This window comes from Streptosporangium amethystogenes, assembly GCF_000721075.1.
In the GTDB taxonomy this organism is placed as follows: Bacteria; Actinomycetota; Actinomycetes; order Streptosporangiales; family Streptosporangiaceae; genus Streptosporangium; species Streptosporangium amethystogenes.
Genome location: NZ_JOEQ01000014.1, coordinates 91,020 through 114,181 on the forward strand (window position 1 = coordinate 91,020; position 23,162 = coordinate 114,181).

The 23,162-nt window shown below is 68.5% G+C and carries 24 protein-coding genes; 10 read left to right on the forward strand and 14 right to left on the reverse strand.

Annotated elements, in window-relative coordinates:
- Nucleotides 1-131 precede the first annotated feature (131 nt).
- Nucleotides 132-1,250, reverse strand: coding sequence for a sugar ABC transporter substrate-binding protein (locus IG98_RS0121355; RefSeq protein ID WP_030914736.1), 1,119 nt, complete (start codon nucleotides 1,248-1,250; stop codon nucleotides 132-134).
- Between the two features lie 660 nt (nucleotides 1,251-1,910).
- Here IG98_RS0121355 and IG98_RS50685 point away from each other — a divergent pair.
- Entirely contained in the window at nucleotides 1,911-2,354 is a 444-nt protein-coding gene (locus IG98_RS50685) for a transposase family protein (protein WP_051752575.1), read from the forward strand.
- Between the two features lie 32 nt (nucleotides 2,355-2,386).
- Here IG98_RS50685 and acnA read toward each other — a convergent pair whose 3' ends face one another.
- Both acnA and IG98_RS0121375 read right to left on the reverse strand, forming a co-directional pair.
- Nucleotides 2,387-5,158, reverse strand: a complete 2,772-nt coding sequence (gene acnA, locus IG98_RS0121370; protein WP_030914740.1) for an aconitate hydratase AcnA — start codon at nucleotides 5,156-5,158, stop codon at nucleotides 2,387-2,389.
- A 190-nt stretch (nucleotides 5,159-5,348) separates the two neighbouring features.
- Nucleotides 5,349-6,077: a metal-dependent hydrolase gene (locus IG98_RS0121375; RefSeq protein WP_030914743.1), complete on the reverse strand. Its 729-nt coding sequence runs from the start codon at nucleotides 6,075-6,077 to the stop codon at nucleotides 5,349-5,351.
- Between the two features lie 699 nt (nucleotides 6,078-6,776).
- Here IG98_RS0121375 and IG98_RS0121380 point away from each other — a divergent pair.
- A complete protein-coding gene (locus IG98_RS0121380) occupies nucleotides 6,777-7,535 on the forward strand; it encodes a PadR family transcriptional regulator (RefSeq protein WP_030914746.1) in 759 nt (252 codons plus the stop codon).
- A gap of 7 nt (nucleotides 7,536-7,542) precedes the next feature.
- Entirely contained in the window at nucleotides 7,543-8,073 is a 531-nt protein-coding gene (locus IG98_RS53440; protein WP_051752577.1) for a DUF1707 SHOCT-like domain-containing protein, read from the forward strand.
- Here the strand turns inward: IG98_RS53440 and IG98_RS0121390 are convergent.
- The 3 genes from IG98_RS0121390 to IG98_RS0121400 form a co-directional block, all read right to left on the reverse strand.
- Nucleotides 8,051-8,488, reverse strand: a complete 438-nt coding sequence (locus IG98_RS0121390; protein WP_030914751.1) for an SRPBCC family protein — start codon at nucleotides 8,486-8,488, stop codon at nucleotides 8,051-8,053. The two genes, IG98_RS53440 and IG98_RS0121390, sit on opposite strands and share 23 nt — an antisense overlap.
- A 139-nt stretch (nucleotides 8,489-8,627) precedes the next feature.
- Nucleotides 8,628-10,037 carry a sugar porter family MFS transporter gene (locus IG98_RS0121395; protein ID WP_030914756.1) on the reverse strand — a complete coding sequence of 470 codons (1,410 nt, stop codon included), beginning with the start codon at nucleotides 10,035-10,037 and terminating at the stop codon, nucleotides 8,628-8,630.
- Nucleotides 10,038-10,269: 232 nt separating this feature from the next.
- Entirely contained in the window at nucleotides 10,270-11,193 is a 924-nt protein-coding gene (locus tag IG98_RS0121400; protein ID WP_030914759.1) for an LLM class F420-dependent oxidoreductase, read from the reverse strand.
- A gap of 148 nt (nucleotides 11,194-11,341) precedes the next feature.
- On the opposite strand from IG98_RS0121400, the gene IG98_RS47125 reads away from it, so the two are divergent.
- The 4 genes from IG98_RS47125 to IG98_RS50690 all read left to right on the forward strand — a co-directional run bounded on the left by IG98_RS47125 (nucleotide 11,342) and on the right by IG98_RS50690 (nucleotide 13,625).
- On the forward strand, nucleotides 11,342-12,406 hold the full coding sequence (locus tag IG98_RS47125; protein ID WP_051752581.1) for a glycoside hydrolase family 18 protein: 1,065 nt from the start codon (nucleotides 11,342-11,344) through the stop codon (nucleotides 12,404-12,406).
- A gap of 66 nt (nucleotides 12,407-12,472) precedes the next feature.
- Nucleotides 12,473-13,240, forward strand: a complete 768-nt coding sequence (locus tag IG98_RS0121410) for a Clp protease N-terminal domain-containing protein (RefSeq protein WP_030914763.1) — start codon at nucleotides 12,473-12,475, stop codon at nucleotides 13,238-13,240.
- Between the two features lie 3 nt (nucleotides 13,241-13,243).
- Nucleotides 13,244-13,447, forward strand: coding sequence for a hypothetical protein (locus IG98_RS0121415; RefSeq protein ID WP_030914766.1), 204 nt, complete (start codon nucleotides 13,244-13,246; stop codon nucleotides 13,445-13,447).
- Nucleotides 13,448-13,484: 37 nt separating this feature from the next.
- On the forward strand, nucleotides 13,485-13,625 hold the full coding sequence (locus tag IG98_RS50690) for a hypothetical protein (RefSeq protein WP_157594443.1): 141 nt from the start codon (nucleotides 13,485-13,487) through the stop codon (nucleotides 13,623-13,625).
- Nucleotides 13,626-13,684: 59 nt separating this feature from the next.
- Here IG98_RS50690 and IG98_RS0121420 read toward each other — a convergent pair whose 3' ends face one another.
- The 4 genes from IG98_RS0121420 to IG98_RS53445 all read right to left on the reverse strand — a co-directional run bounded on the left by IG98_RS0121420 (nucleotide 13,685) and on the right by IG98_RS53445 (nucleotide 16,666).
- Nucleotides 13,685-13,942 carry a hypothetical protein gene (locus tag IG98_RS0121420; RefSeq protein ID WP_030914775.1) on the reverse strand — a complete coding sequence of 86 codons (258 nt, stop codon included), beginning with the start codon at nucleotides 13,940-13,942 and terminating at the stop codon, nucleotides 13,685-13,687.
- Nucleotides 13,943-14,422: 480 nt separating this feature from the next.
- Nucleotides 14,423-14,551 (reverse strand): hypothetical protein, encoded by a 129-nt coding sequence (locus IG98_RS54325; protein WP_281178502.1) that lies wholly within the window; start codon nucleotides 14,549-14,551, stop codon nucleotides 14,423-14,425.
- 1,019 nt (nucleotides 14,552-15,570) lie between these two features.
- Nucleotides 15,571-16,011, reverse strand: a complete 441-nt coding sequence (locus IG98_RS0121440; protein WP_030914783.1) for a hypothetical protein — start codon at nucleotides 16,009-16,011, stop codon at nucleotides 15,571-15,573.
- 274 nt (nucleotides 16,012-16,285) lie between these two features.
- Nucleotides 16,286-16,666 (reverse strand): hypothetical protein, encoded by a 381-nt coding sequence (locus IG98_RS53445; RefSeq protein ID WP_245651658.1) that lies wholly within the window; start codon nucleotides 16,664-16,666, stop codon nucleotides 16,286-16,288.
- Between IG98_RS53445 and IG98_RS48095 the strand changes: the two genes are divergently transcribed.
- Complete coding sequence (locus IG98_RS48095; RefSeq protein WP_245651656.1) at nucleotides 16,562-16,900, forward strand: GntR family transcriptional regulator; 339 nt, start codon at nucleotides 16,562-16,564, stop codon at nucleotides 16,898-16,900. The two genes, IG98_RS53445 and IG98_RS48095, sit on opposite strands and share 105 nt — an antisense overlap.
- Before the next feature lie 242 nt (nucleotides 16,901-17,142).
- On the opposite strand, the gene IG98_RS0121455 is transcribed toward IG98_RS48095, so the two are convergent.
- Nucleotides 17,143-18,390, reverse strand: coding sequence for a class I SAM-dependent RNA methyltransferase (locus IG98_RS0121455; protein ID WP_030914793.1), 1,248 nt, complete (start codon nucleotides 18,388-18,390; stop codon nucleotides 17,143-17,145).
- A gap of 66 nt (nucleotides 18,391-18,456) precedes the next feature.
- On the reverse strand, nucleotides 18,457-20,496 hold the full coding sequence (locus tag IG98_RS0121460) for an APC family permease (protein WP_030914796.1): 2,040 nt from the start codon (nucleotides 20,494-20,496) through the stop codon (nucleotides 18,457-18,459).
- A gap of 115 nt (nucleotides 20,497-20,611) precedes the next feature.
- Here IG98_RS0121460 and IG98_RS0121465 point away from each other — a divergent pair, with 115 nt between their 5' ends.
- Together IG98_RS0121465 and IG98_RS0121470 are read left to right on the forward strand one after the other, a co-directional pair.
- Entirely contained in the window at nucleotides 20,612-21,277 is a 666-nt protein-coding gene (locus tag IG98_RS0121465; RefSeq protein WP_030914799.1) for a potassium channel family protein, read from the forward strand.
- Nucleotides 21,277-21,948, forward strand: coding sequence for a potassium channel family protein (locus IG98_RS0121470; RefSeq protein ID WP_030914802.1), 672 nt, complete (start codon nucleotides 21,277-21,279; stop codon nucleotides 21,946-21,948). Before IG98_RS0121465 ends, IG98_RS0121470 begins: the two co-directional genes overlap by 1 nt.
- A gap of 94 nt (nucleotides 21,949-22,042) precedes the next feature.
- Here IG98_RS0121470 and IG98_RS0121475 read toward each other — a convergent pair whose 3' ends face one another.
- Together IG98_RS0121475 and IG98_RS0121480 are read right to left on the reverse strand one after the other, a co-directional pair.
- On the reverse strand, nucleotides 22,043-22,705 hold the full coding sequence (locus tag IG98_RS0121475; RefSeq protein WP_030914807.1) for a DUF3159 domain-containing protein: 663 nt from the start codon (nucleotides 22,703-22,705) through the stop codon (nucleotides 22,043-22,045).
- Between the two features lie 33 nt (nucleotides 22,706-22,738).
- Nucleotides 22,739-23,131, reverse strand: coding sequence for an OB-fold nucleic acid binding domain-containing protein (locus IG98_RS0121480; RefSeq protein ID WP_030914810.1), 393 nt, complete (start codon nucleotides 23,129-23,131; stop codon nucleotides 22,739-22,741).
- Nucleotides 23,132-23,162 lie beyond the last annotated feature (31 nt).

The window sequence follows — 23,162 nt, forward strand, 5'->3', positions numbered from 1 at the left end:
GGGCGGTGTCCTGCCCCGTGGCCGGAATGGACGACTCACCTGCCGCGTCCCTCCGGCGTCACAGTGCGAATACGCCGCGATGGAGCGCAGGGGGACGGACGGCCAGGGCGGCCCTCCGTCCCCCGCACGCCCTACTGGATTCCGGCCTCGGTGCACTTGTCGGCGAACTCGCCGGTGCACAGCTCGTCCTTGGTCACGAAGCCGTCGGCGACGACGTCCTTGACGCTGTCGAAGAAGATCGGCTGCGGGTCGAGGAGAACGGCGGGCACGTCGGCGCCGCTCTCGGTGTCCTTGACCGTACCGGTCGCCGCGGGCTTCTCACCCTTGGCCAGGCCGATGGCCAGCGCGGACGCCGCGTCGGCCTCCTTCTTGATCGCCTTGTAGACCGTCATGCACTGGTCACCGGCGAGAATGTTCTGCAGGCCCTGCACCGTGGCGTCCTGACCGGTGACCGGGACCTTGCCGTTCAGGCTGTTCTTCTTCAGGACCGAGATGGCCGCGTTGCCGAGACCGTCGTTGGCGGCCAGGACACCGGCGATCTTCGGCTGCTCGGTGAGCATCTGCTCGAAGATCGTGCCCGCCTGGGCGTTGTCCCAGTCGGGAACCGACTGGTCGGGACCCTTGACGTAGTCCCCCGAGTCGTACTTGGCCTTGAGCACGCCGTCATAGCCGTTCTTGAACAGCGTGGCGTTGTTGTCGGTCGGCGAGCCGTTGAGCTCGGCGATGATCGGCTTGTCGGCCTTCTTGTCGGTCAAACACTTCACCAGGCCCTCGCCCTGCAGGGTGCCGACCTTGGTGTTGTCGAAGCTGACGTAGTAGGACGCGCCGCCGTTGAGAGTGAGGCGGTCGTAGTCGATGGTGGCCACGCCCTGCGCCTTGGCCTTGTCGAGCACGGCCTTGCCGGTGCCGCTGTCAAGGTTGACGATCATCAGAACCGTGGCGCCGTTGGTGATCATCTGGTCGGCGATGGTCTGGAACTGGGTCTTGTCACCCTGGGCGTTCTGGATGTCGTAGGCGACGCCCGCGGCCTTGAACGCCTCTTCCAGGTACTTGCGGTCCGCGGTCTCCCAGCGGGCGGAGGACTTGCTGTCGGGGAGGATGACGCCGACCTTGCCCGCCACGGCAGCCGAACTCTCCGCGGGGGAGGCGCCGCTCGACGCGCTGGTGTCGGCATCTTCGCTCCCGCAAGCGGCGAGGCCAAGGGTCATCGCCGCGGCGGCGGCGGTAAGGCTGAGGATCCCCTTGCGCATGGTGCACGGGTCCTTTCTTCGAAAGTGGGGGGTAGGACGGAGGTGCGGCATGCCGAATTCGCGGGTACGGCTCTACCGGATCTCGGCTCGCCGTTCCGTTGAATGTTGTTTGCGGCAACGTATTCCGCCACCGGCCAGGAGCGCCAGACCTTCCGTGGGTAAAGTTTGTTGTGGCCGGTAACAATCCAGAAACGCGTCATTAACCCCCGCGGCCCGGCCCGGCTGTGACTCGCCAAGCGAGATGTCACCTGACCACGGTTGTTGTCACCAAACTGGAGCCGGGTTGCGCCGTGGCCTACGGCGGAGAACACCTCACGGTTCACGCATAACAGCCGCAAGGGCACTTGATCGTCCGAGGTCGCCGGGGATCGCGTTCATGGCTCGCCTGTTGGTTCGGCCGGCTTGGGTGAGCAAGGGAGCCCAGGTCTGCCGGAGATCGTCCGAGGTCGACTCCTCGATGATCTTCCAGGCGATGTTCAAGACCGCGGCGGCGGTACAGGGCTGTGAGACTCGGAACTGATTCCGGTGTCGGCGTACAGGCCGGAGCGCAGAAGCAGGTACGGCTAAACGGGCTCTGTCGCTGATCTTGTGACGGAAGCAACTGGTAGTTGATCATATTCGGGGTGCATTCAGGGATCTGTTGAGGGCCTGCTCCCGCATTTGGCGGGGATCGTGGTGGAGGTCATGGAGCGGGCGGCGGGCACGATCACGCTGCATGCCCGTGTCCGCGGCGCCGAAGGGATGTGCCCGCGTTGCGGTGGAGCTTCGGGCCGGGTGCATGGCCGATACATCCGTCGTCTGGCAGACGCCGCGATCGGCGGGATGAAGACGGTGCTGGCGGTGACGGTGCGCCGCTTCAAGTGCGTGAACACCGTGTGTGAGGCGGTGACGTTTGCCGAGCAAGTGGCCGGGCTGACCAGCCCACACGCCCGCTACACGCCCGTGCTGCGCACGATGCTTATCTCGATCGCGGTGGCGATGGCCGCGCGTGCCGGGGCCCGGCCCCACCTGCCGCTTCCGGGCGGAGACCGGGAGAACGAAAAAACCGCCCGGCGGGATGATGTCCCGCCGGGCGGTTCCTGTCTGGGGTGTCCCCCGATGTGAGCGGAGCCTGCGTGCGGCCCCGCCCCTCCTGCTCAGCTCTTGGCGAGCAGGGAGCGCAGGACGTACTGCATGATGCCCCCGTGCCGGTAGTAGTCGGCCTCTCCGGGAGTGTCGATGCGTACGACGGCCTGGAATTCCTTGTCGTCGGCCCTGACCGTCACGGTCCGCGGGATGCCGCCCCCGTTGAGGGCCTCGACGCCGACGACCTCGAAGGTCTCCTCACCGGTCAGGCCCAGCGACCGCGCGGTCTCCCCCTCGGGGAACTGCAGCGGCAGCACGCCCATGCCGATCAGGTTGGAACGGTGGATGCGCTCGTAGGACTCGGCGATGACGACGCGGACGCCGAGCAGCGCGGTGCCCTTGGCCGCCCAGTCACGCGAGGAACCCGAGCCGTACTCCTTGCCGGCCAGGACGACGAGCGGGATGCCCGCGGCCTGGTAGTTCGCGGAGGCGTCGTAGATGAAGGCCTGCGGCCCGCCCGGGACGGTGAAGTCGCGGGTGTAACCGCCCTCCACCCCGTCGAGCAGCAGGTTCTTCAGCCGGATGTTGGCGAAGGTGCCACGGATCATGACCTCGTGGTTGCCCCGGCGCGAGCCGTAGGAGTTGAAGTCCTTGACCGCGACACCGTGCTCCTTGAGGTAGTCGGCCGCGGGGGTGCCGACCTTGATCGCGCCCGCCGGGGAGATGTGGTCGGTGGTGACCGAGTCGCCCAGCTTCGCGAGCACCCTGGCCCCGGAGATGTCGGTCACCGGCTCCGGCTCGGGCGGCATGCCCTCGAAGTAGGGGGCCTTACGGACGTAGGTCGAGTCCGGGTCCCACTCGAAGGTGTTACCGGTCGGGATCGGCAGCGAGCGCCAGGTCTCGTCGCCCTTGAACACGTCGGCGTAGTCGTGCAGGAACATCTCCTGGTCGATCGAGGAGGCGACGACCGCCGCGATCTCCTCCGGCGCCGGCCAGACGTCGGCGAGGAAGACCGGCTCCCCGTCCGAGCCGGTGCCCAGCGGCTCGGTGTTCAGGTCGATGTCCATGGTGCCCGCGAGGGCGTAGGCGACCACCAGCGGCGGCGAGGCCAGGTAGTTCATCTTGACGTCGGGGTTGATCCGGCCCTCGAAGTTACGGTTGCCGGACAGCACCGCGGTGACCGCGAGGTCGTTCTCCTGAATGGCGGCGGAGATCTCCTCCTGCAACGGGCCCGAGTTGCCGATACAGGTGGTGCAGCCGTAGCCGACCAGGTTGAAGCCGATCTTGTCGAGGTAGGGCTGCAGGCCCGAGCGCTCGAAGTAGCCGGTGACGACCTGCGAGCCGGGGGCCAGGGAGGTCTTGACCCACGGCTTGCGGGTCAGGCCCTTCTCGACCGCGTTCCTGGCGAGCAGCGCGGCGCCCATCATGACGTACGGGTTGGAGGTGTTGGTGCAGCTGGTGATCGCGGCGATGGTCACCACGCCGTGGTCGATCTCGAAGGAGGTGCCGTCCGCCAGGGTGACCGGCACGACCTTGTGCGGGCGCTTGCCGTTGTGACCGGCGGCGTGCGGCTTGTCACCGTTGCCGTCGTGGGAGATCGCCAGGGAGTCCGAGGCGGGGAACGACTCGTCGGACGCCTCGTCGAGCGGCCCCTGGATGCTCGACACGTAGTCCTTGACGGACGCGCGCCAGGCGCTCTTGGCGTCAGACAGCGCGATGCGGTCCTGGGGACGCTTGGGGCCCGCGATCGACGGGACGACCGTGGCCAGGTCCAGCTCGATGTACTCGGAGAAGACCGGTTCCTCGGCCCCCGGGTCGAGCCACAGCCCCTGGGCCTTGGCGTAGGCCTCGACCAGGGCGACCTGCTCGGCGGGGCGGCCGGTCAGCGTGAGGTAGTCGATCGTCTGGCCGTCGATCGGGAAGATCGCGCAGGTCGAGCCGAACTCGGGGCTCATGTTGCCGATCGTGGCCCGGTTGGCCAGCGGCACACTGGAGACGCCCTCGCCGTAGAACTCCACGAACTTTCCGACGACGCCGTGCTTGCGGAGCATCTCGGTGATCGTGAGCACCAGGTCGGTGGCGGTGGCACCGGCCGGGAGCTTGCCGGTCAGCTTGAAACCGACCACCCGCGGGATCAGCATCGAGATCGGCTGACCGAGCATCGCGGCCTCGGCCTCGATGCCGCCGACGCCCCAGCCCAGGACGCCGATGCCGTTCTCCATCGTGGTGTGGGAGTCGGTGCCGACGCAGGTGTCGGGGTACGCCCTGCCGTCGCGGACCATCACCACGCGGGCCAGGTGCTCGATGTTGACCTGGTGCACGATGCCGGTGCCCGGCGGGACGACCTTGAACTCGTCGAAGGCGGTCTGTCCCCAGCGCAGGAACTGGTAGCGCTCGCGGTTGCGCTCGTACTCCCGCTCGACGTTGCGCCGGAAGGATTCGGGCCCGCCGAAGAAGTCGACGATGACCGAGTGGTCGATGACCATCTCGGCCGGGGCGAGCGGGTTGATCCTGGCGGGGTCGCCGCCGAGGTCGCGGACGGCCTCCCGCATGGTCGCCAGGTCGACGACGCACGGGACGCCGGTGAAGTCCTGCATGATCACGCGAGCCGGCGTGAACTGGATCTCCACGTTCGGCGCGGCGGACGGGTCCCACTGGCCGACCGCGCGGATGTGGTCGGCGGTGATGTTCGCGCCGTCCTCCGTGCGGAGCAGGTTCTCAAGAAGGATCTTCAGGCTGTACGGGAGACGCCCCGATCCCTCCACGGCGTCCAGCCGGTAGATCTCATATCCCGCGTCACCGACGCGGAGCGTGTCACGGCTGCCGAAGCTGTTCGAGGACACGGTTCGCCTCCCTCATCACCCTGATGTCTGTCGCGCCGGCACATAGGCGCGATTGAATCCTGCCGCACCGCCGGAGCACCCCGGACTGTTAGGTACACCTAACCTCTGAGCCGCCCGTGGACCGCAACGGATGTCTCGACATCAAGATATCCCTCCGGGTATCTCGACATCAAATTACCCCCCAGTATGATCACTGCGGGACGAGGCGGAGGTACAGCAGTCCGAGAACGACGACGGAAAGTACCGGGGCGAGAAACTTCTGCTCGAAAGCGCGGCCCGTCTTGATGCCGATCTTCCACGGCAGCAGCCATTTCTGCCGCATCGGCCAGAGCACGGGACAGCCCTTCTCGGTGCAGCAGTCACCCACGACGTGGGTCAGGCATCCGATCGCGACCGCCAGTCCCAGCCAGGCGTAGCCCACACCGTCGCTGCGAAACACCACGAACAAGCCGGCCGTCATGCCGATGTTGAGCATCGCCGAGGCGAACTTCTTGCCCGGGATGCCGATCCCGATCGCTCGCAGCGCCAGGCCGATGAGCAGGGCCACCAGAATGTCGCGGCCGATCGGATAGGCACCGGCCAGATAGTGCGCGCCGAAGCCCATGGCGGCCGCGAACACGAGCGAGTGGGTGGCGTTGCGGTGTCCGCCGGCGAGCCATGACACCGCCTTGCTCAGGCCCCAGGTGACCGGCCCGAACGTCTGCGCGATCGTCGCGCTCGGGTGGTCGAGGTCGGGCAGCATCGCGGCACCGGCGCAGATGATGGCCCCGGCGACGAACTCGGCCGGGTTGAGCGCGTTGACCATGACGCCGGTCTCCATGAACCTCGACGTCTCGGTCAGCAGGGGCAGCGCGGCCAGTCCGGGCGCCACCCCCAGCCAGGCGATCGCGCCCGTCAGCGCGTGCGTATGCCCCATCATCGCTCAGACACCACCATCAAGATCACGCCGGGAGACTGTACGGCAAAGACCCCTCCAGGTGGAGGACCGTGCCATTTTGCACGATCGGCGTGTCGCGCGGGCGAGACGATCCCGGCGCGTGAGCACCGGTCGTTTCCACCCGCTTCCAGGATCACTCGAGGGCGACGCTCGTCCGCTTCGATCTCCCCGTCCCTTCACGAGAAGTGCCTGCCATCGGCATCTTCCTACGAATGAGGAACGGATGGAACCGTCGATCGGTGCCCGGGACGGCCCTGCCGGAGCACTCACCCGGGAAGATCGCCTTCACCCCTGCGGCCTTACCCCGGAGTCTTCGCCGAGCACTCTCCGGATCGCCTCCACGGGAGGCCGGCGGCGGGCGGGGAAAGATCGATGAGCAGGCGATGGCCTGCGGAAACGACAGACGGGACCGTTCCGCGCCGAAAGCACCCCCCAGCCCTTCCGGCGCGGAACGAATCCCGTCTACGTCCTTTGTAACGTGCAGGTCTCAGTACTTGTTCCAGAATCCGGCAAGAATTACGTGATCTGCCTCACTTACACGCTGAGCACTCGCGTGGTGACTGCGGGCCCTCCCCCAGAGAAGAAGCATATTTCATGACAAGGATTGCCATCAGAACGTTCTCGATATATCTTTGAAGCATCGAGAGCGATCAAAAGACGATCGCGACATGGAGGTACGACATGACAGCAGCGAACGCGGCGAGTGGCCCCTGGGCCGGCTTCGGCTCCCAGGAGGTCAGGCGCGAGATGAAGCGCGCGGCCAGAGAGGTGCGGCGGCGGCTGGCCGCCGGATGGCACGAGGGCGGGCCGGAGCACGGGCCGCACCAGCACCACGAGGGCGGACCGCACGAGCACCGGCACCGCGGGCACCGCGGCCCCTTCCCCGGCGGCGGGTTCCCCTGGGACTTCGGCAGGGGCGGCCGAGGTGGCCGGGGGGGCAGAGGCCCATTCGGCGGGGGGCCGCCGTTCGGACGCGGGCGCAAGGCCAAGCGCGGCGACGTCCGCGCGGCGATCCTCGCCCTGCTCACCGAGTCCCCACGGAACGGCTACCAGATCATCCAGGAGATCGAGCGGCGCAGCGAGGGTGGCTGGAAGCCCAGCCCGGGAGCGGTCTACCCGGCGTTGCAGCAGCTCACCGATGAGGGCCTGGTCCTGGCCGAGGAGAACGAGGGACGCAAGACCTTCGGCCTCACCGAGGCCGGCCGCGCCTACGTGGCCGAGCACTCCGAGGAGGTGCGCGCGCCATGGGAGGAGATGACACCCGACATCGATGACAGCACCTGGGAGCTGATGGACACGGCCCGCCAGTCGGGGTTCGCCCTACTCCAGATCCTGCAGACCGGCAGCGAGTCGCAGATCCAGCAGGCGAAGCAGACGCTGGCCGAGACGCGCCGCAAGCTCTACCAGATCCTGGCCGACGGCGACACCGGCGAGGAGTGACCCGACGATGACGCCCCGAGACGACCTCCGCATCGGAGACGCCGAACGTGACGTGACGACGGAGGCCCTGCGTGAGCACTACGCCAAGGGCCGCCTGACCCGCGAGGAACTCGACGAGCGCCTCGAGCTGACCCTGTCCGCTCGGACGGGCGGAGACCTCGCCGTGGTGTGCGCGGACCTGCCCGGCCTGCCCGGTCCGCGCGACCCCGGGCCGGAGGGGTTCGAGGACACCGGTAGCCCGGGGGGTCGCGGGTGGCACGCGCACGCCTGGGGCGTCCATCATCCCGGGTTCCGGGCCGGCCCCCGATTCCGTCACCGCGCGGCCTGGAGTCACCACCGCGCGGGACACCGGGGCGGGCCTCCGCTCGCTCCCGCGGTGATCCTGCTGCTGGTGGCGGGAGTGGCGATGGCCGGGGTCGGGGTGCTGAAGTTCCTCCTCCTCGCCTGGCTGGCGGTGGCCGTGCTGGGCCTGCTCCGCCACAGGCGGTGGCACTCCCGGGCACGGGCCCGCCGGTTCAGCCCTCCAGGCGCTTTCTGAGCCCCTGTAGGCCGGGCAGGTAGACGGAGTCACGGAGCATCGCGATGCTCGCCTCCGCCTCGGCCGCATCCGCCTCGAAGACGCCCGTCCACTCGACGAAGGCCCCGCCCCCGTCGGTGACGGGCGTCACGGTGATCGTCCCGATGTAGCCCTTCAGGCCGAAGATGGACTCCAGGATGGCGTAGACCTGCCTGCGCGCGGCATCGTCCAGGGCGACGAGCCGCTCACGGACCATGACCTGGCCGTCGACCTCGATCCGCCGGACGCAGCCCACCTCGGTGGAGGCCCGGCCGTCCTCGATGACGGCTGGGGGCATCCCGTCGAACCAGCCGTCCATGTGCTCGAAGTCCCTGATCAACGCCCACACGTCGTCGGCCGATGCGTTGATCACCGTACTGCTCGTCACCTGTGGCATGTCCACCCCTCCCGCCACCAGCGTGCACGCACCAGGCGACTTGAGCAAGCGCTAGGCTAAATCACTTCGCCGGGCGGAGGATGCGGAGGATTCCGAAGCCACCGTGTCGCCCACCCTCTCAGGGCGGCACGGGGCGGACCTATCCCATCTCCTCAAGCCTGCGCCCCTTGCTCTCCCTCACCTTGAACAGCACGAAGACGAAGGAGAGCGCGGCGAAGCAGGCGTAGCCCATGTAGGCCCCCGACAGGTTCCACGCGGACAGCGCGGGGAACGAGACGGTGATCAGCCAGTTGGCCACCCACTGGGCGGCGGCGGCCACCGAGAGCGCGACCGCCCTGATCCGATTGGGAAAGATCTCCCCCAGCAGCACCCAGACCACCACACCCCACGACAGCGCGTAGAACAGCACGAAGACGTTCGCGGCGACCAGCGCGATCGCGCCCTGCGCCGCGGGCAGCCTGACGGCGCCACCGCTCCGGAATCCCGCGGCGAACGCCCACGCGGCGGTCGCGAGCGCCACCGCCATGCCCGCCGAGCCGATCAGCAACAGCGGCCTGCGGCCGATCCTGTCGACCAGCGCGATGGCGATGAACGTGCCGACGATGTTGATGATCGAGGTGGAGAAGCTGATCAGCAGCGAGTCGCTCTGGTTGATGCCGACCGACTGCCACAGCGACGCCGAGTAGTAGAAGATGACGTTGATACCGACGAACTGCTGGAAGACGGAGAGCAGGACGCCGATCCAGACGATCGGCAGCAGCCCGAGCCGGGGACCACGCAGGTCGCGCAGGCGGGGCCGGCGCTCGCCGCGCAGCAGGACTTCGATCTCCGCGATCCGGGTGTCCAGGTCGCCCTCCTCGCCCTCGACCTCCGCGAGCACCTCACGCGCCGCGGCCAACTTTCCGACCGCGATGAGGAAGCGCGGCGACTCGGGAATGATCGTCGCGAAGAGCAGGTAGAGCAGGGCGGGGAGCACACAGGCGCCGAGCATCCACTGCCATGCCTCCAACCCGAGCAGCCTGTTGTTGACATTGCCCCCGGCCCGTTCCGCGATCACGTAGTTGACCAGCTGGGAGACGGCGATGCCCAGCACGATGGCGAGCTGCTGGAAGGAGCCCAGGCGCCCCCGGTAGGCGGGCGGCGCGACCTCCGCGATGTAGGCGGGGCCGGTCACCGAGGCCATGCCGATGCCGACTCCGGCGAGCACCCGCCAGAAGCCCAGGTCCCAGATCGCCAGCGGCAGGGCCTGGCCGACGGAACTTATCGCGAACAGGCTCGCGGCCACCTGCATCGTCCTGGTCCGCCCCCAGCGGTCGGCCAGCCCTCCGGCGATCCACGCCCCCACCGCCGAACCCAGCAGCGCGACCGCCACGACGAGACCGATCTGGACCGGGCCGACCTCGAAGTACCGCCGGATTCCGGTCACGGCCCCGTTGATGACGGCGCTGTCGTACCCGAAGAGGAAACCGCCCACCGCCGCCGCCGCCGCGACGAAGACAACGTGCCCGATGTTCTCACCGGAGCCCCCCGAGGGGATGGTGCCGGTCATGAGGGTCCCTTCACCCAACCGGGCAGCACGGCGTCCCACGGTGCCCGGCCGCCAGGTCTTCGAAGCCTAGGGATCGGGACGGAGACACCGGTCGCCGCGACCCGGAGAATGCCCTCCTTCTTCATCCGGCTTTGTCAAAAAATCACACGTGCCGGAGCGGCGAGAACCGTCTCGCGCTCGCACGGGGCACTCGCGGCGCGCCGGCGCCCCTCCTCGGGGCGCGGCGCCCGGCCTACATGTGAGGCAGGACCTCCTCGGCGATGAGGTTCAGGTGGTCGAGGTCGGCCAGGTCGAGCACCTGCAGGTAGATCCGCTCGACGCCCAGTTCGGCGAAACGGCCGATCTTCTCGGTCACCTCGGCGGGGGTACCCACCAGACCCGTCGCGCGCAGTACACCGAGGTCCTGCTCGATGACCCCGGCCCGCCGCGCGATCTCCGCGTCGCCGGAGCCGACACAGACGGTCTGCGCGACCGAGAGCACGACCCGCTCCCTGCCCTCCGCCTCACAGGCCCTGCCGACCCGGTCAAAGGCCTTCGCGGTGTCGTCCAGGGTACGAAACGGCACGTTGTACTCGTCGGCGAACCTGGCGACCAGGCGCGGGGTGCGTTTGGCGCCGACGCCGCCGATGATGATCGGCGGTCTGGGACTCTGCGCGGGCTTGGGCAACGCAGGCGAGTCCGCCAACCGGTAGTGGGCGCCTTCAAAGGAGAACGTCTCGCCCGCCGGTGTGGTCCAGAGTCCGATCAGGATCTCCAGCTGCTCCTCGAAGCGACCGAACCGCTCGCCGACCGGTGGGAACGGGATGCCGTACGCGACATGCTCGGCGTCGAACCAGCCGGTGCCCAGGCCCAGCTCGACCCGGCCACCGCTCATCTGGTCGACCTGGGCCACGCTGATCGCCAGCGGTCCCGGCAGCCGGAAGGTGGCCGGGGTGACCAGGGTGCCCAGGCGAATCGTGGAGGTGTCCCTGGCCAGGCCCGCCAGGGTCGTCCAGGCATCGGTGGAGCCGACGCCGGGGTCGCCCGCCCCGATCCGCATGTAGTGGTCGGAGCGGAAGAAGGCGTCGAACCCCAGCCGCTCCGCGGCCAGCGCGACCATCAGCAGCTCGTCGTAGGTGGCACCCTGCTGCGGTTCTGTGAAGATCCTCAACTTCATGACGACCATTATCCGGGCACTCCGGACGGCATCCGCAGAAAGCCCACGCCGCGGCCGGAACGCTTGCTAACGTTCTGCCCTTCGACGCAACGGGTAGTCGATCCGACACTAAAAGTGATCACCCCTGTCGTTGAGGAAGGGGGATCACATGCCCGTGGCGACCGACCGTACCGACACTCGCCGGACCCGCGAACCCGGCACCCCGCCCCGGCCCCTCGTGGTGCTCGCCTCCATCGCGCTCGCCGCGGGAACCGGTGGCGCGATCTGGCTGCTGCCCCCCAGGGCGCAGGGCGAGTGGGCCGCCGCCGGCAGGCGTGCCGTGGCGGGCGCGCCGCCCTCGGGGACCGCCTCCCGGCCTGCGTCCGAGCAGGTGCCCACACCGGCCGTCGTCCGCCCGTCGGGCTTCGTGGCGTTCGTGGACGCGGTCCACGACCCGCGCTTCAACCTCTCCAGGGCGATCAGGAAGAGCCGTGTGCGCTGGTTCACGCTCGGCCACCTCACCGCCGGGCGCGGCGACTGCGTCCCCAGGTGGGGCGGGCTCCAGGGGCGGAGACGCAATCCGGTCGCCAACCGGCTCGGCCCCCTGCGCGCCGCCGGCGGGGACGCGGGCCTCGCCTTCGGTGGACCCGCCGGACGCGAACTCGCCACCGCCTGCGCGGACCTCGGCCGGCTCACCGCCGCCTACCGCCGGGCGATCGGTGCCTTCGACGCCAGGTACATCGACTTCGAGGTCCACGCCCCGGCCGGTGACGCCGCCGTACGGCGGCGCGCCAGGGCGATCGCGACCCTGCAGCGGCAGGCCGCCCGCGAGGGCCGCCCCCTCACGGTCAGCTTCACCCTCCCGGTCACCGGAACCGGCCTGGCCCTCGGCGACCAGGAGTTGCTCCGGGTCACCCGGGCGGAAGGCGTCGAGATCGCCACCGTCAACCTGCTCGCCCCTGTTGGCACCTCCCCCGGTTCCGGAGGCCGCCTGCACCCGATCGCCTCCGCCGTCCGCGCCGCACACCCGCAGATAGCCCGCTCCCTGGGGGAGAGCGCCGCCTGGAACCGGATCGCCCTGACACCCGTGCTGGCCAGGTCCGGCGATCTCACCCGGCTCGACGCCCGCAGACTCGCCGCCTTCACCAACCGCAACAACCTGGCATGGCTCTCCACCAGGGGCGCGGCCCTCGCCCCCGGAATCACCCGGTTCCTCACCGGCGCGGCACGCTAGACAATCACTCCCCTCTGGGGTTATCTATGGGGTATAATCCTTATGTAACCCCCAAGGGGAGATGTGATGCCGAAGATCAACGTCTATCTGCCGGACGAACTGGCCGAGGCGGTCAAGAAAGCCGGCGTGCCGGTCTCCGCCGTGTGCCAGCGGGCACTGGAGCAGGCCGTACGGCGGGTCACCTCCATCCGTGAGACGGCGCTCAGTGCCCCCGACCTCGACGACCTCGCGGCGCGCTTCCCTCACTTCACCCCGCGGGCCAGGTCCGTGATCAAGCTGTCGGTGGAGCAGGCTCGGGCCCTGGGAGCGGTCGAGGTCGGCACCGAGCATCTGCTGGGCGGCATGCTCGCCGAGGGGAGCAACCTAGCGCTCCAGGTCCTGGGCGCCCTGGAGATCGACCCCGAAGAGGTGCGGCGCCGGCTGGACCGGCCGAGCCTCGATGCCCCGGCCGCGGCCGGCGGCGATGCCGAACTCACCTTCGGAGCGCCCGCGGCGGCGGCCCTGGAGATGACCGTCACCGAGGCCACCTCACTCGGTCACAACTACATCGGCTGCGAACACCTGCTTCTCGGGCTGATCGCCGAACCGGAGGGAGTGGCCGGGCATGTCCTGCGGGAACTGGGCGCCGAACACCGGCTGACCCGCCGCGCGGTCTCGGCGGCCCTCGCCGGTTATGTCCATCTGCGCGCGCAGACCCAGGCCACCTCCGTCGCCCCGGCCCAGCCCGCCGACGCGGCGAGCGCACTGTCTGCGGCCGTACGCGAGGAGCTCCGTCCCGTCCTGCGCAGGCTCGACCGACTGGAGGAACACCTCGGCCTCGCGGACGGGGCGTAGCCGGTGAGCGCGACCGTGCACGCGGTCGCGGCTGTGATCGCGCGCCTGGCCGTGGGCGTACTGGTCGGCGTGCTCGTGGGCACGGGCTCGGGTGTGATCACGGGTGTGGTCTCCGGCCTGGTCGCCGGCGGAGCGGCGGGAACGATCATGCGCGCCGCGTCCGCGGAAGGCGGCACGCGCGGCGGTTCCCCGTTCCTCACTCCCTGAGGACCGGCGCCGTACCGTGCGGAGCCTGCGTACCCGAATGGCCAAGCGATCTCACATAGTGATCAACGCCAGGTCGTACCGGGGCAATGGCAGCGGTTGGCAGCGGTATGAGAAGCATGCCTGCGTCGCCCTGGAGACGTTGAACCGGCACACGGCGTGGCTGCGCGCCAAGGCCTGAGTACGCGGCGTGCCCTGCCACACTGGTGGCTGGGGTTCGCCCATCACACCTGTTGAAGCTCAGGCGATGTACACCTCGTAGTAGAAGCCCGCCGGATAGGGGCCACCCCCGCGGAACCAGTGGCAGGAGACGAGCCCGGTGTACTGACCGTTCTGAGCAGCGTCCTCGTAGGCGAGGTCGCAGGCGGCCAGGGTCTGGTAGGGACCCTGCAGGTACCAGTCCCGTGTCGGCCAGCCCACGGCGGCCACGGCCTCGCCGGTCTGGGTGGCGGCGAAGGCGGGTGCGGCACTGGCCAGGACACCGGCGCCCAGCGCCACGGCGAGTACAGCGGAATGTAATCGGCGGATCTTCATTGTGGGTGACCCCTCACATCCGGGAAGGAGAACACCTTCAGATGAGCACCGGCTACCGGGCTTGAGGAGATACCGGTTCTCCATATTTCGGTCGGATGGTGCGTTTGTCGAGGCTATTTCGCCTGGCCTGAACGCGTGAGCGCCCCGCTCGTCCTCCTCGCGGAGGGCAGCCGGGGCGCTCTTTCATGGGTCCTCAGCCGGGCTGATGATCACGTTGAGCCGGCCCGGGCAGGCGCGATGCCGGCCCACCCAACCGTCGACCCCAAGATGATCACATCCAGGATCATGAGACGTGCACGCACATGTCCTCCTCCGTGTCCGTGCTTGGTAGCGAGCATGCTCAGTTGGACTTTTTTCCGCAATGCCTTTCAGCCCCGCCAAAAGGTGCGGCACCCGGGTGCGCCTCTCCGGGCCAGGCGGGACGCTTCATGCGTTCGAAAGCCGCTACAGATGACCTTCAGCCTTGAGCCAGGCTCCCCACTCGGCGATGACCTCGCCGGTCCGGTCGACGGCGTCGTACTTCTGACCGCCCGAGGTGATGTACCACTGGTGCGCTGTGCCAACGCCGATCATGACGTTGGCGCTCTGATTGGTGAAACGAGTCGTCTTGGCGATCTCAAGGTCAGGTGTTCGACGCCGTCGCAGAGGTCCGTACAGAGAGCCAACGCGCTTGTGTTCCTGGCATGGACCTCCAGTGCCCTTTTGGCGACGTCGGAGAATCCAAGAGCAGGGTCGTTCTTCACCCAGTCCTTGAGGTGATAGGCGTCCCGAAAGAAGTGGAACAGGATGTCGAGGCCGCCTTCGACCTCATGGAACTGGGGCCCGTGGCCGAGGAGAGCTCGCGGCGGCTGCGGAACATACGTTCGTACTGGTCGTGCCGGCCTTCGTAAAACGTCATCGGTTTCCTCTCGGTCGGGTGTGACCGGCCGGCCTCATCCTCGCGGGGCCGAATCTCAGGAGCCACTGTGCGTATCGGACATATCGCAGGTCACACCGGTTGCCCTCCATAACGGACCGGCATCCTGTCCAGTCAGACGGCAGCGGCTCTCATTGATTCGCAACCGACTTCCAAGAGCAGCCGAAGATCCTTTCGTGTGGCCTACCACGCAAGGAGATGACTGTAGGAACAAGAAACGCAAGGCCGTAATGGTCATGGCCGTGTTCTTCTCGATTGGCGCCGCGATCCTGATCAGCGCCGGTCCCGCCATGGCCATGCCGCCGAACTGCGACCTCTTTACGTGCGAGGAGCAGACCGGCGGCGGTGGCGGTGCACCGCAGCCGCCGACACCCCCGGTGGCGGGAGCCCCGATGGTGGCGGGACAGGCGGCGGCAGGGGATACCCCGAGGGGCCGCCCCCCTGGGATATCTGCGATGTGGACCGCAACGCCCCAGGGTGTCGCTGAACCCGCGACGCCGCGGCTTGCCCACAGACGCCTCGCCTGCCGGGTGTGTCACGAACACTGTCCGACCGCGACGCGGGCCGCCCACCAGGTGTCGTACCACTCCCCACTGTGATCCGCCCGGCACGAGGGTTGATCTTGTGGCCTTGGGCGATCTTCGCTTCCTGCTCCTTCGCCCAGTTCTGGAGCACCTCAGTTCGCGAGGTCCTCGTCCCTAATGGTCTCGACCCGGCAGTGCGAGAGCACGTTCCGCTTCGGTTGGTAGACACAGACCTTGAGGTCGATCCTCTTGACCTGGCCCTTGGTCTCGAAAAGGTAGCCCTTGTAACCGGAGGAGGCGCAGGACCAGCGCACCGGCGACCAGGATGGCCCGCCCTTCTGGTAGTGGAACCTGGCGCGGACCCAGGCGCAGTGACCGGAGTGGCGGTCTCGGTCGTAGATCCTGCCGTACGCGGTGAAGTGGCTCTGGTTGAAGCCGGTGACCCACAGCTGCGCCTTGGCGTACCCGGAATGCCCGGAGCCAGATCTGACCGTCCCCAGATAGAAGTCGCCCTGGGCCGTCGCGCTCGCCGCGGCGGGCAGTCCCAGCACGAGCGCGGTGGCCAGCAGCGCTCCACGGACGATCCTGCGCATCGTCTCTCCTCTTTCCTGTGCTTCCCGGCCGAGGTTCTTCTCGGCTCAGGTGATCAGTCACCAGTGATAGTCGAGACGACTTGGAACCCTCTTGCGAGTCACTGCCCGCGGCATGTGATCGAATCGCTACCTGCGATGCATGCGTCGCCGTACGCTGACCGCAGCCCCTCCCCTGGGAACACGGAAGCCCCGCCGCTCTTCGGCGCCGGGGCTCTCACCTGTCGGAGGTGGGGTCAGGATCGGACGAAGTTCCACATGCCGTCGGCCTGGACCGTCAACAGCATCGTGCCGTCAGGAAGAAGAACCTCTCTTCCTTCCAGCTCCCGATCTCGTTGACGAGCCCCTCGGTGCCGTTCTCGGCATAGGAGTCGACGATGAAGTTCCAGCTCCCCGAATGGCGTGCCTGGACGGTCGTCAGTCCGGAGCCTGGCGGTTCCAGCTTGAGCACCTCATCGCCGCGGCCCGACACGTTGGACCCGGCCCAAGGGCGAGCCATGGACATGCCGAGACGCCCGTGTACCGCCAGGTCGCTGATGCCGTCCGGCGCGATATCCAGACCGGCCAGTTCCGGCCGCGCCGCCCCCTGCCCTCTGAGATTCACCTGCAGCAGCGCTTCGGAGTGGCCCGCGACACGGCGCGAAAAGCGATCAGCCACCTCACCTCGCTCGGTCTGGTGCGCACGGTTCCCGGCCGCGGAACCTACGTTCGGGCGCCAGAGGTCACCGTGATCGCTCCAGATCCGGACATGCGCATTATCACGCGGCTCCCTACGGACGCCGAGAGGGCGGAGCTGGGCCTCGGTGCGGGTGTGTGGGTCCTGGTGGCCGAGCGGGTCGACGGAGGCGTTGAGGTGCTTCCTGGGGACGCGGCAGAGATCCGGCTGGAATAGCGAGAGGCCCCCGCTCCGAGAAGCGGGGGCCTCCGACCGGTCGCACGGCGAGGGCGACTCCCCAACGCGACCGGCGTCAAGATCCTAAATCGGCCTACCCCTCGGTATGCATCGGTCGGCCGTCTTGTCCACGTACGGCGAGGGCTCCGCAGTTCAAGATCGTGCGCATCTCATACGCAAAGATCTTGGAAAACGCTTACTCACGCTGGAACATGACGTGTTGCACAACAACAGGTCAGAGCCTAGATCTCCCCTTTGACCAGCAGCGCCACGCACTCCACGTGGTGGGTCATCGGGAAGGCGTCGAAGGCGCGCAGGTCGGCGAGGCGGTAGCCGCTCTCGGCGAACCAGGCGAGGTCGCGGGCCAGGGTGGCCGGATCGCAGGAGACGTACACGATCCGAGTGGCCTCAAGAGTGGTCACCCGGTCGACGACGTCGCGGCCCAGACCCGCTCGGGGCGGGTCGACGACGACCAGGTCCGCGCGCTCGATGCCGAAGCGGTCGAGGGCGTTCTCCACCCGTCCCCTGGCGAAGCGCGCCTGGGGGAGGTCACGGAGGTTACGCTCCGCGTCACGGACGGCGACGGACTCGGACTCGACACCGAACACGGCCCCCTCGGGGCCGACCGCCTCGGCGAGTCCGGCGGCGAACAGGCCGACGCCGCAGTAGAGGTCGAGGGCCCACTCGCCCGGCCGCGGTGCGGCGAACTTCAGGACCGCGTCGAGCAGGGTGGCGGCGGCGCCGGGATGGACCTGCCAGAAACCACTGCCGGTGACCTGGAAGTCACGCTCGCCGACGCGCTCGACGAGATGGTTGCGGCCGCGGACGACCCGGCTGCGGCCCTTGCCCTCGTCGACGAAGACGGCCACGCTCGCGTCGAGATCGGGTACGGCCACCGTGCGCCGGGGCTTGGGAGCGATCACGACCGCCTGGTCACCGGTGGAGGAGGCGATGACCTCGACCGAGGAGGCGTTGCGCCAGTTCATCACCTCGGCGCCGACGTTCTCGACCTCGGGGTGGGCGATCAGGCAGGCGTCCACCGGCTCGATGTCGTGGGAGCGGTGGCGGCGCAGGCCCAGCCCGCCCTCGCGGTCGACGGCGAACTGGACGCGGGTACGCCAGCCGAGACCGTCGGGGGCGCCTGGCATCTCCTCGACGACGCCCTTCCAGTCGATTCCACCCAGACGCTTGAGCTGCTCGGCCACCACGTCGGCCTTCAGGCGGCGCTGGGCGTCGAGGGAGGCGTGCTGCCAGTCGCAGCCACCGCAGCGGCCGGGACCCGCGAACGGGCACGGCGGACTCACCCGGTCGGCGGAGGACTCCAGGATCTCGACGGCGTCGGCCCGCAGGAACCGGGAGGTCTCCTCGGTGATCTCAGCCATGACGCGCTCGCCGGGCAGCGCGTGCCGCACGAAGACGACCCGGCCGTCATGGCGCGCGACACACCAGCCACCGTGCGCAACCGGTCCCACCGTCAGTTCGATCGCCATGGCCGTTGCCCCCAGAGAATTCGTCGTCGGTCGAGCCTCCTTGCGGTCAGGAGCGCATGTGCAAGGTTATGCCTTGAGGTCCTCGTCCCGGGCCGCCTCCTGTCGCGGGCGGCGGGAGGCCCCCGGAGCGAGGGGCTCGGGGCGGCCCTTGAGCCGGTCGGAGGAGTGCAGTTGCCAGGGCACGCTGATGACCATCACACCGGGCTGGAACAGCAGGCGGGTCTTCAGGCGCAGCGCGCTCTGGTTGTGCAGGAGGTGCTCCCACCAGTGGCCGACGACGTACTCGGGGATGTAGACGCTCACCACGTCGCGGGGAGAGCGGCGGCGCAGCGACCTGACGTACTCCAGGATCGGCCGGGTGATCTCGCGGTAGGGCGAGTCGAGCGTCTTCAGCGGCACCGGGATGCCGCGTCGCTCCCACTCCTCCTGCAGCTCTCTGGCCTCCGTGCCCTCCACGCCCACGGTGATCGCCTCAAGCTTGGAGGGGCGGGTGGCACGGGCGTAGGCGAGAGCACGCAGGGTCGGCTTGTGGATCTTGGAGACCAGGACGATGGCGTGGTTGCGCGCGGGCAATATCGACCCGTCCACCACCGAGTCGTCGGCGGCGAGCTCGCGGGACACGTTCTCGTAGTGGCGGTGGATGCCCTTCATCATCAGGAACAGCACCGGCATGGCCACACAGACGATCCACGCCCCGTGAGTGAACTTGGTGAACAGCACGACCAGCAGGACCAGGCCGGTCATGACGCCACCGAAGAAGTTGATGGTCCGCGAGCGGTACATCTGGTGGCGGACCTTCGGGTCGGTCTCGGTTCTCAGATGCCGGCTCCAGTGCCGGACCATGCCGATCTGGCTCAGCGTGAACGACACGAAGACGCCCAGGATGTAGAGGTTGAGCAGGCGGCTGACATCGGCCTCGAAGCCCCACAACAGCAGGCAGGCCCCGGCGGCGAGGATCACGATGCCGTTGGAGAAGGCGAGCCGGTCGCCCCGGGTGTGCAGCTGGCGGGGCAGGTAGCGGTCCTGGGCCAGGATCGAACCGAGCACGGGAAAGCCGTTGAAGGCGGTGTTGGCGGCGAGGAACAGGATCAGCGCGGTGACGGCCGAGATGACGAAGAAGGGCAGCGAGCCGTTTCCGAAGACCGCGTCGGCGACCTGGGAGATGATCGGCTGCTGGTAGTAGCCGGGCCCGGCGGGCCGCCCGTCGATGAGCACGTCCCGGAAGGCGACGGCCGGGTCGGCGACCTTGACCCCCGAGGCCAGGCCGAGGGAGATGATGCCGACGAACATCGTCACCGAGACCAGGCCCATCATCAGCAGCGTGTTCGCGGCGTTCTTGCTCTTGGGCTTGCGGAAGGCGGGCACGCCGTTACTGATCGCCTCGACACCGGTGAGCGCGGCGCAGCCGGAGGAGAACGCGCGCAGGATCAGGAAGGCCGCCGCGAAGGAGGTCAGGTTGGACTGCTCGGCGACGATCTCGTACCCGGCGGTGGGCGCGCGCAGTTCGTCGCCGAGGACGAGCAGCCGGAAGCCTCCCCACATGATCAGGCCGAGGACGGCGAACATGAAGGCGTAGGTGGGGATGGCGAAGGCCGCGCCGGACTCCCGGATGCCGCGCAGGTTCACCAGTGTCAGCACGGTGACGATGACGATCGCGACCAGCGGCTTGTGCTCGGCGACGTAGGGGATGGTGGCACCCACGTAGTCGACGCCGTTGGCGACCGACACCGCGACGGTCAGCACGTAGTCGACCATCAGGGCGCTGGCGACGGTCAGACCGGCGTTCGGACCGAGGTTGACCGTGGCGACCTCGTAGTCGCCGCCCCCGCTGGGGTAGGCGTGCACGTTCTGCCGGTACGAGGCGACGACGGTGAGCATCACCACCACGACGGCGACGGCGACCCAGGGACTGAAATGGTAGAAGGAGACTCCGGCCAGCGAGAGGATGACGAGGATCTCCTGCGGGGCATAGGCCACCGAGGAGAGCGCGTCACTCGCGAAAACAGGTAGTGCGATGCGCTTGGGGAGCAGCTGCTCGTGTAACTGTGTGCTGCGTAGCGCACGCCCGATGAAAAGGCGTTTGACAAGGTCCGTCACCTTCGACACGTCTGCTGATGCTAGTCGCTATTACCCGGCTGCACTCACACGGCACTCCCGGGGGCGCCATACTGGCTGAATACATCGGGAACAAGATCCGCCTCACAGCAACCGGCGGGGGAGTATGCATATCGTGATCATGGGGTGTGGCCGGGTGGGTTCGACTCTGGCGCACATTCTTGAGGACAGCGGCCACTCGGTCGCGATCATCGACCGTGACCCGCAGGCGTTTCGCCGCCTGCGGGCCGGGTTCCGGGGTCGCAGGGTCACCGGGATCGGCTTCGACCGGGACGTTCTGGAAGAGGCCGGCATCGAGGCCGCGGGCGCCTACGTGGCGGTGAGCAGTGGCGACAACTCGAACATCATCTCCGCCAGGGTCGCCCGCGAGACGTTCGGCGTGGACAACGTCGTGGCCAGGATCTACGACTCCCGGCGCGCCGAGGTCTACCAGCGGCTGGGCATCCCCACGGTGGCCACGGTCCGCTGGACCGCCGACCAGATCCTGCGCCGCGTCCTGCCCGAGGGTGCCGAGCCGCTCTGGCGCGACCCCAGCGGGCGCGTGGTGCTGATCGAGGTGGCCTACCACCCCGGCTGGATCGGCGCCCCGGTGCGGAGGCTGGAGGAGGCCGCTGGAACCCGCCTGGCGTTCATCAACCGAATCGGCGAGACCCTGCTGCCCAAGAACGACTCGGTGGTGCAGGAGGGGGACGTGCTGCACGTCATGGCGGTCGAGGCGGACATGGACCGCATCAACAAGGTGCTGTCCGCGGCGCCGGAGGAGGGGCACTGATGCGCGTCACCATCGCCGGCGCGGGGGCGGTCGGCCGGTCGATCGCCGCCGAACTCCTGGAGAACGGCCACGAGGTCCTGCTCATCGACATCGACCCCAAGGCCATCAAGATCGACACCGTGCCACGGGCGGAGTGGCTGCTCGCCGACGCCTGCGAGATCTCCTCGCTGGACGAGGCCGGCCTGGCCGACTGCCACGTGGTCGTCGCGGCCAGCGGTGACGACAAGGTCAACCTCGTGGTGTCGCTGCTCGCCAAGACGGAGTACGGCGTGCCGCGCGTGGTCGCCAGGATCAACCACCCCAAGAACGAGTGGCTGTTCAACGAGTCGTGGGGCGTCGACGTGGCCGTCTCGACCCCGCGCCTGCTGAGCGCGCTGGTCGAGGAGGCGGTCAGCGTCGGCGACCTGGTGCGCCTGATGACCTTCCGCCAGGGCCAGGCCAACCTGGTCGAGCTCACCCTGCCCGAGGACGCACCGGTCGTCGGCCACCGTGCCGGCTCGGTGCCGTGGCCGAACGACACCGCCCTGGTCGCGATCCTGCGCGAGGGCCGGGTGCTGGTGCCCACCGCCGACGACCCGCTGGAGGCCGGCGACGAGCTGATGTTCGTGGCCAGCCAGGAGGTCGAGGAGGAGCTGGCCGAACTCCTCTCCCCGCACCGCGCGCCGCGCTGAGCGGAAGGGCTTCGGAGCGGTACACCGGTCCGAAGCCCGATCACCGGTCGGGGGCGTCCGTGAGGGGCCGAGGAGGGCGGAGCGGGGCTGCCGCTCAGGAGGCCGCGGGCCGCACCGGGGTCCGGCCACGGGCCAGGAGCCACACCATGGCGGCGAGCGCCGCGACCTGGAGCGGCCAGCCCATCGCGATCTTGAGGATGCCCAGCTCGGCGACCGCGTCGTCCCTGCCGATCAGGTAGACGGGGAGCTGCACCACCACCCGGATCACGCACGGGATCATCAGCAGCCAGGTGAGCCTGGTGCACAGCCGCACCACGGCCGAATCCGCGCGCCACGCGGTCGGGTCACCGGTGACGGACCCGATGAGGAACCCCACCACCGGCCATCGGGTGACGATGGACAGCAGCATCACCACGGAGTAGCCGGCGTTGTAGAGGATGCCGGGCAGGAAGACGTCCTCCGCCTGGCCGGTGCGGGAGGCGAAGAACGCGCCGATGCCGATGCCGATCAGGCTGTTGATCACGAACTGCGGCGTCGAGCGCTGCACCAGCCGCACGGCGAGCAGCAGCACCGCGGCCGAGATACTGACGATCAAGGAGCGCTTCAGATCGGAGGTGGCGATCCACATGCCGGTGAAGGCGATGGTGGGCACGGCGGCCTCGATGACGCCCCGCACCCCGCCGAACGCCTTGGCAAGCTGACTGCGGATCGCGGCCTCGACCGTGTCGTGCGCGGCGGTCTCGCCGGTGGAGGTCATCTTCTCGCTCACCGTTCCGTGGTCATCGATCGCTCACGCACCGCCTGCCGGGCGCAGCTCGTATCTGGGGTTGAACATGACTTTGCGCCCATCCTGGATGCTGACCAGCCCCTCGGCCAGCACCAGGCGGCCAGGCTCGATGCCGGCGATCTTCCTGCGGCCCAGCCAGATCAGATCGATCACATCGGAACCGTCGTAGAGCTCCGCCTCCAGCGCGGGAGCGCCCCCGCGAGGGCGCAGCGTCACCGTCCGCAGAGTACCGCTCACGCAGAAGCGTCGACGTCCGCCACACGAGACGATGGGCGTGGCGCCTTGGCGGTCGAGGTCCTGCTGAAGCTCGTCGGCCTCCAACTCGGCCTGGCCGGCGGTCAGGCGGCGAAAGAAGCCCCGCAGACCGCTCTGTTTATGCGGCTCCTGAGAACCCACGGACCTCTCCTTCACGTACGAGTCGAATCAG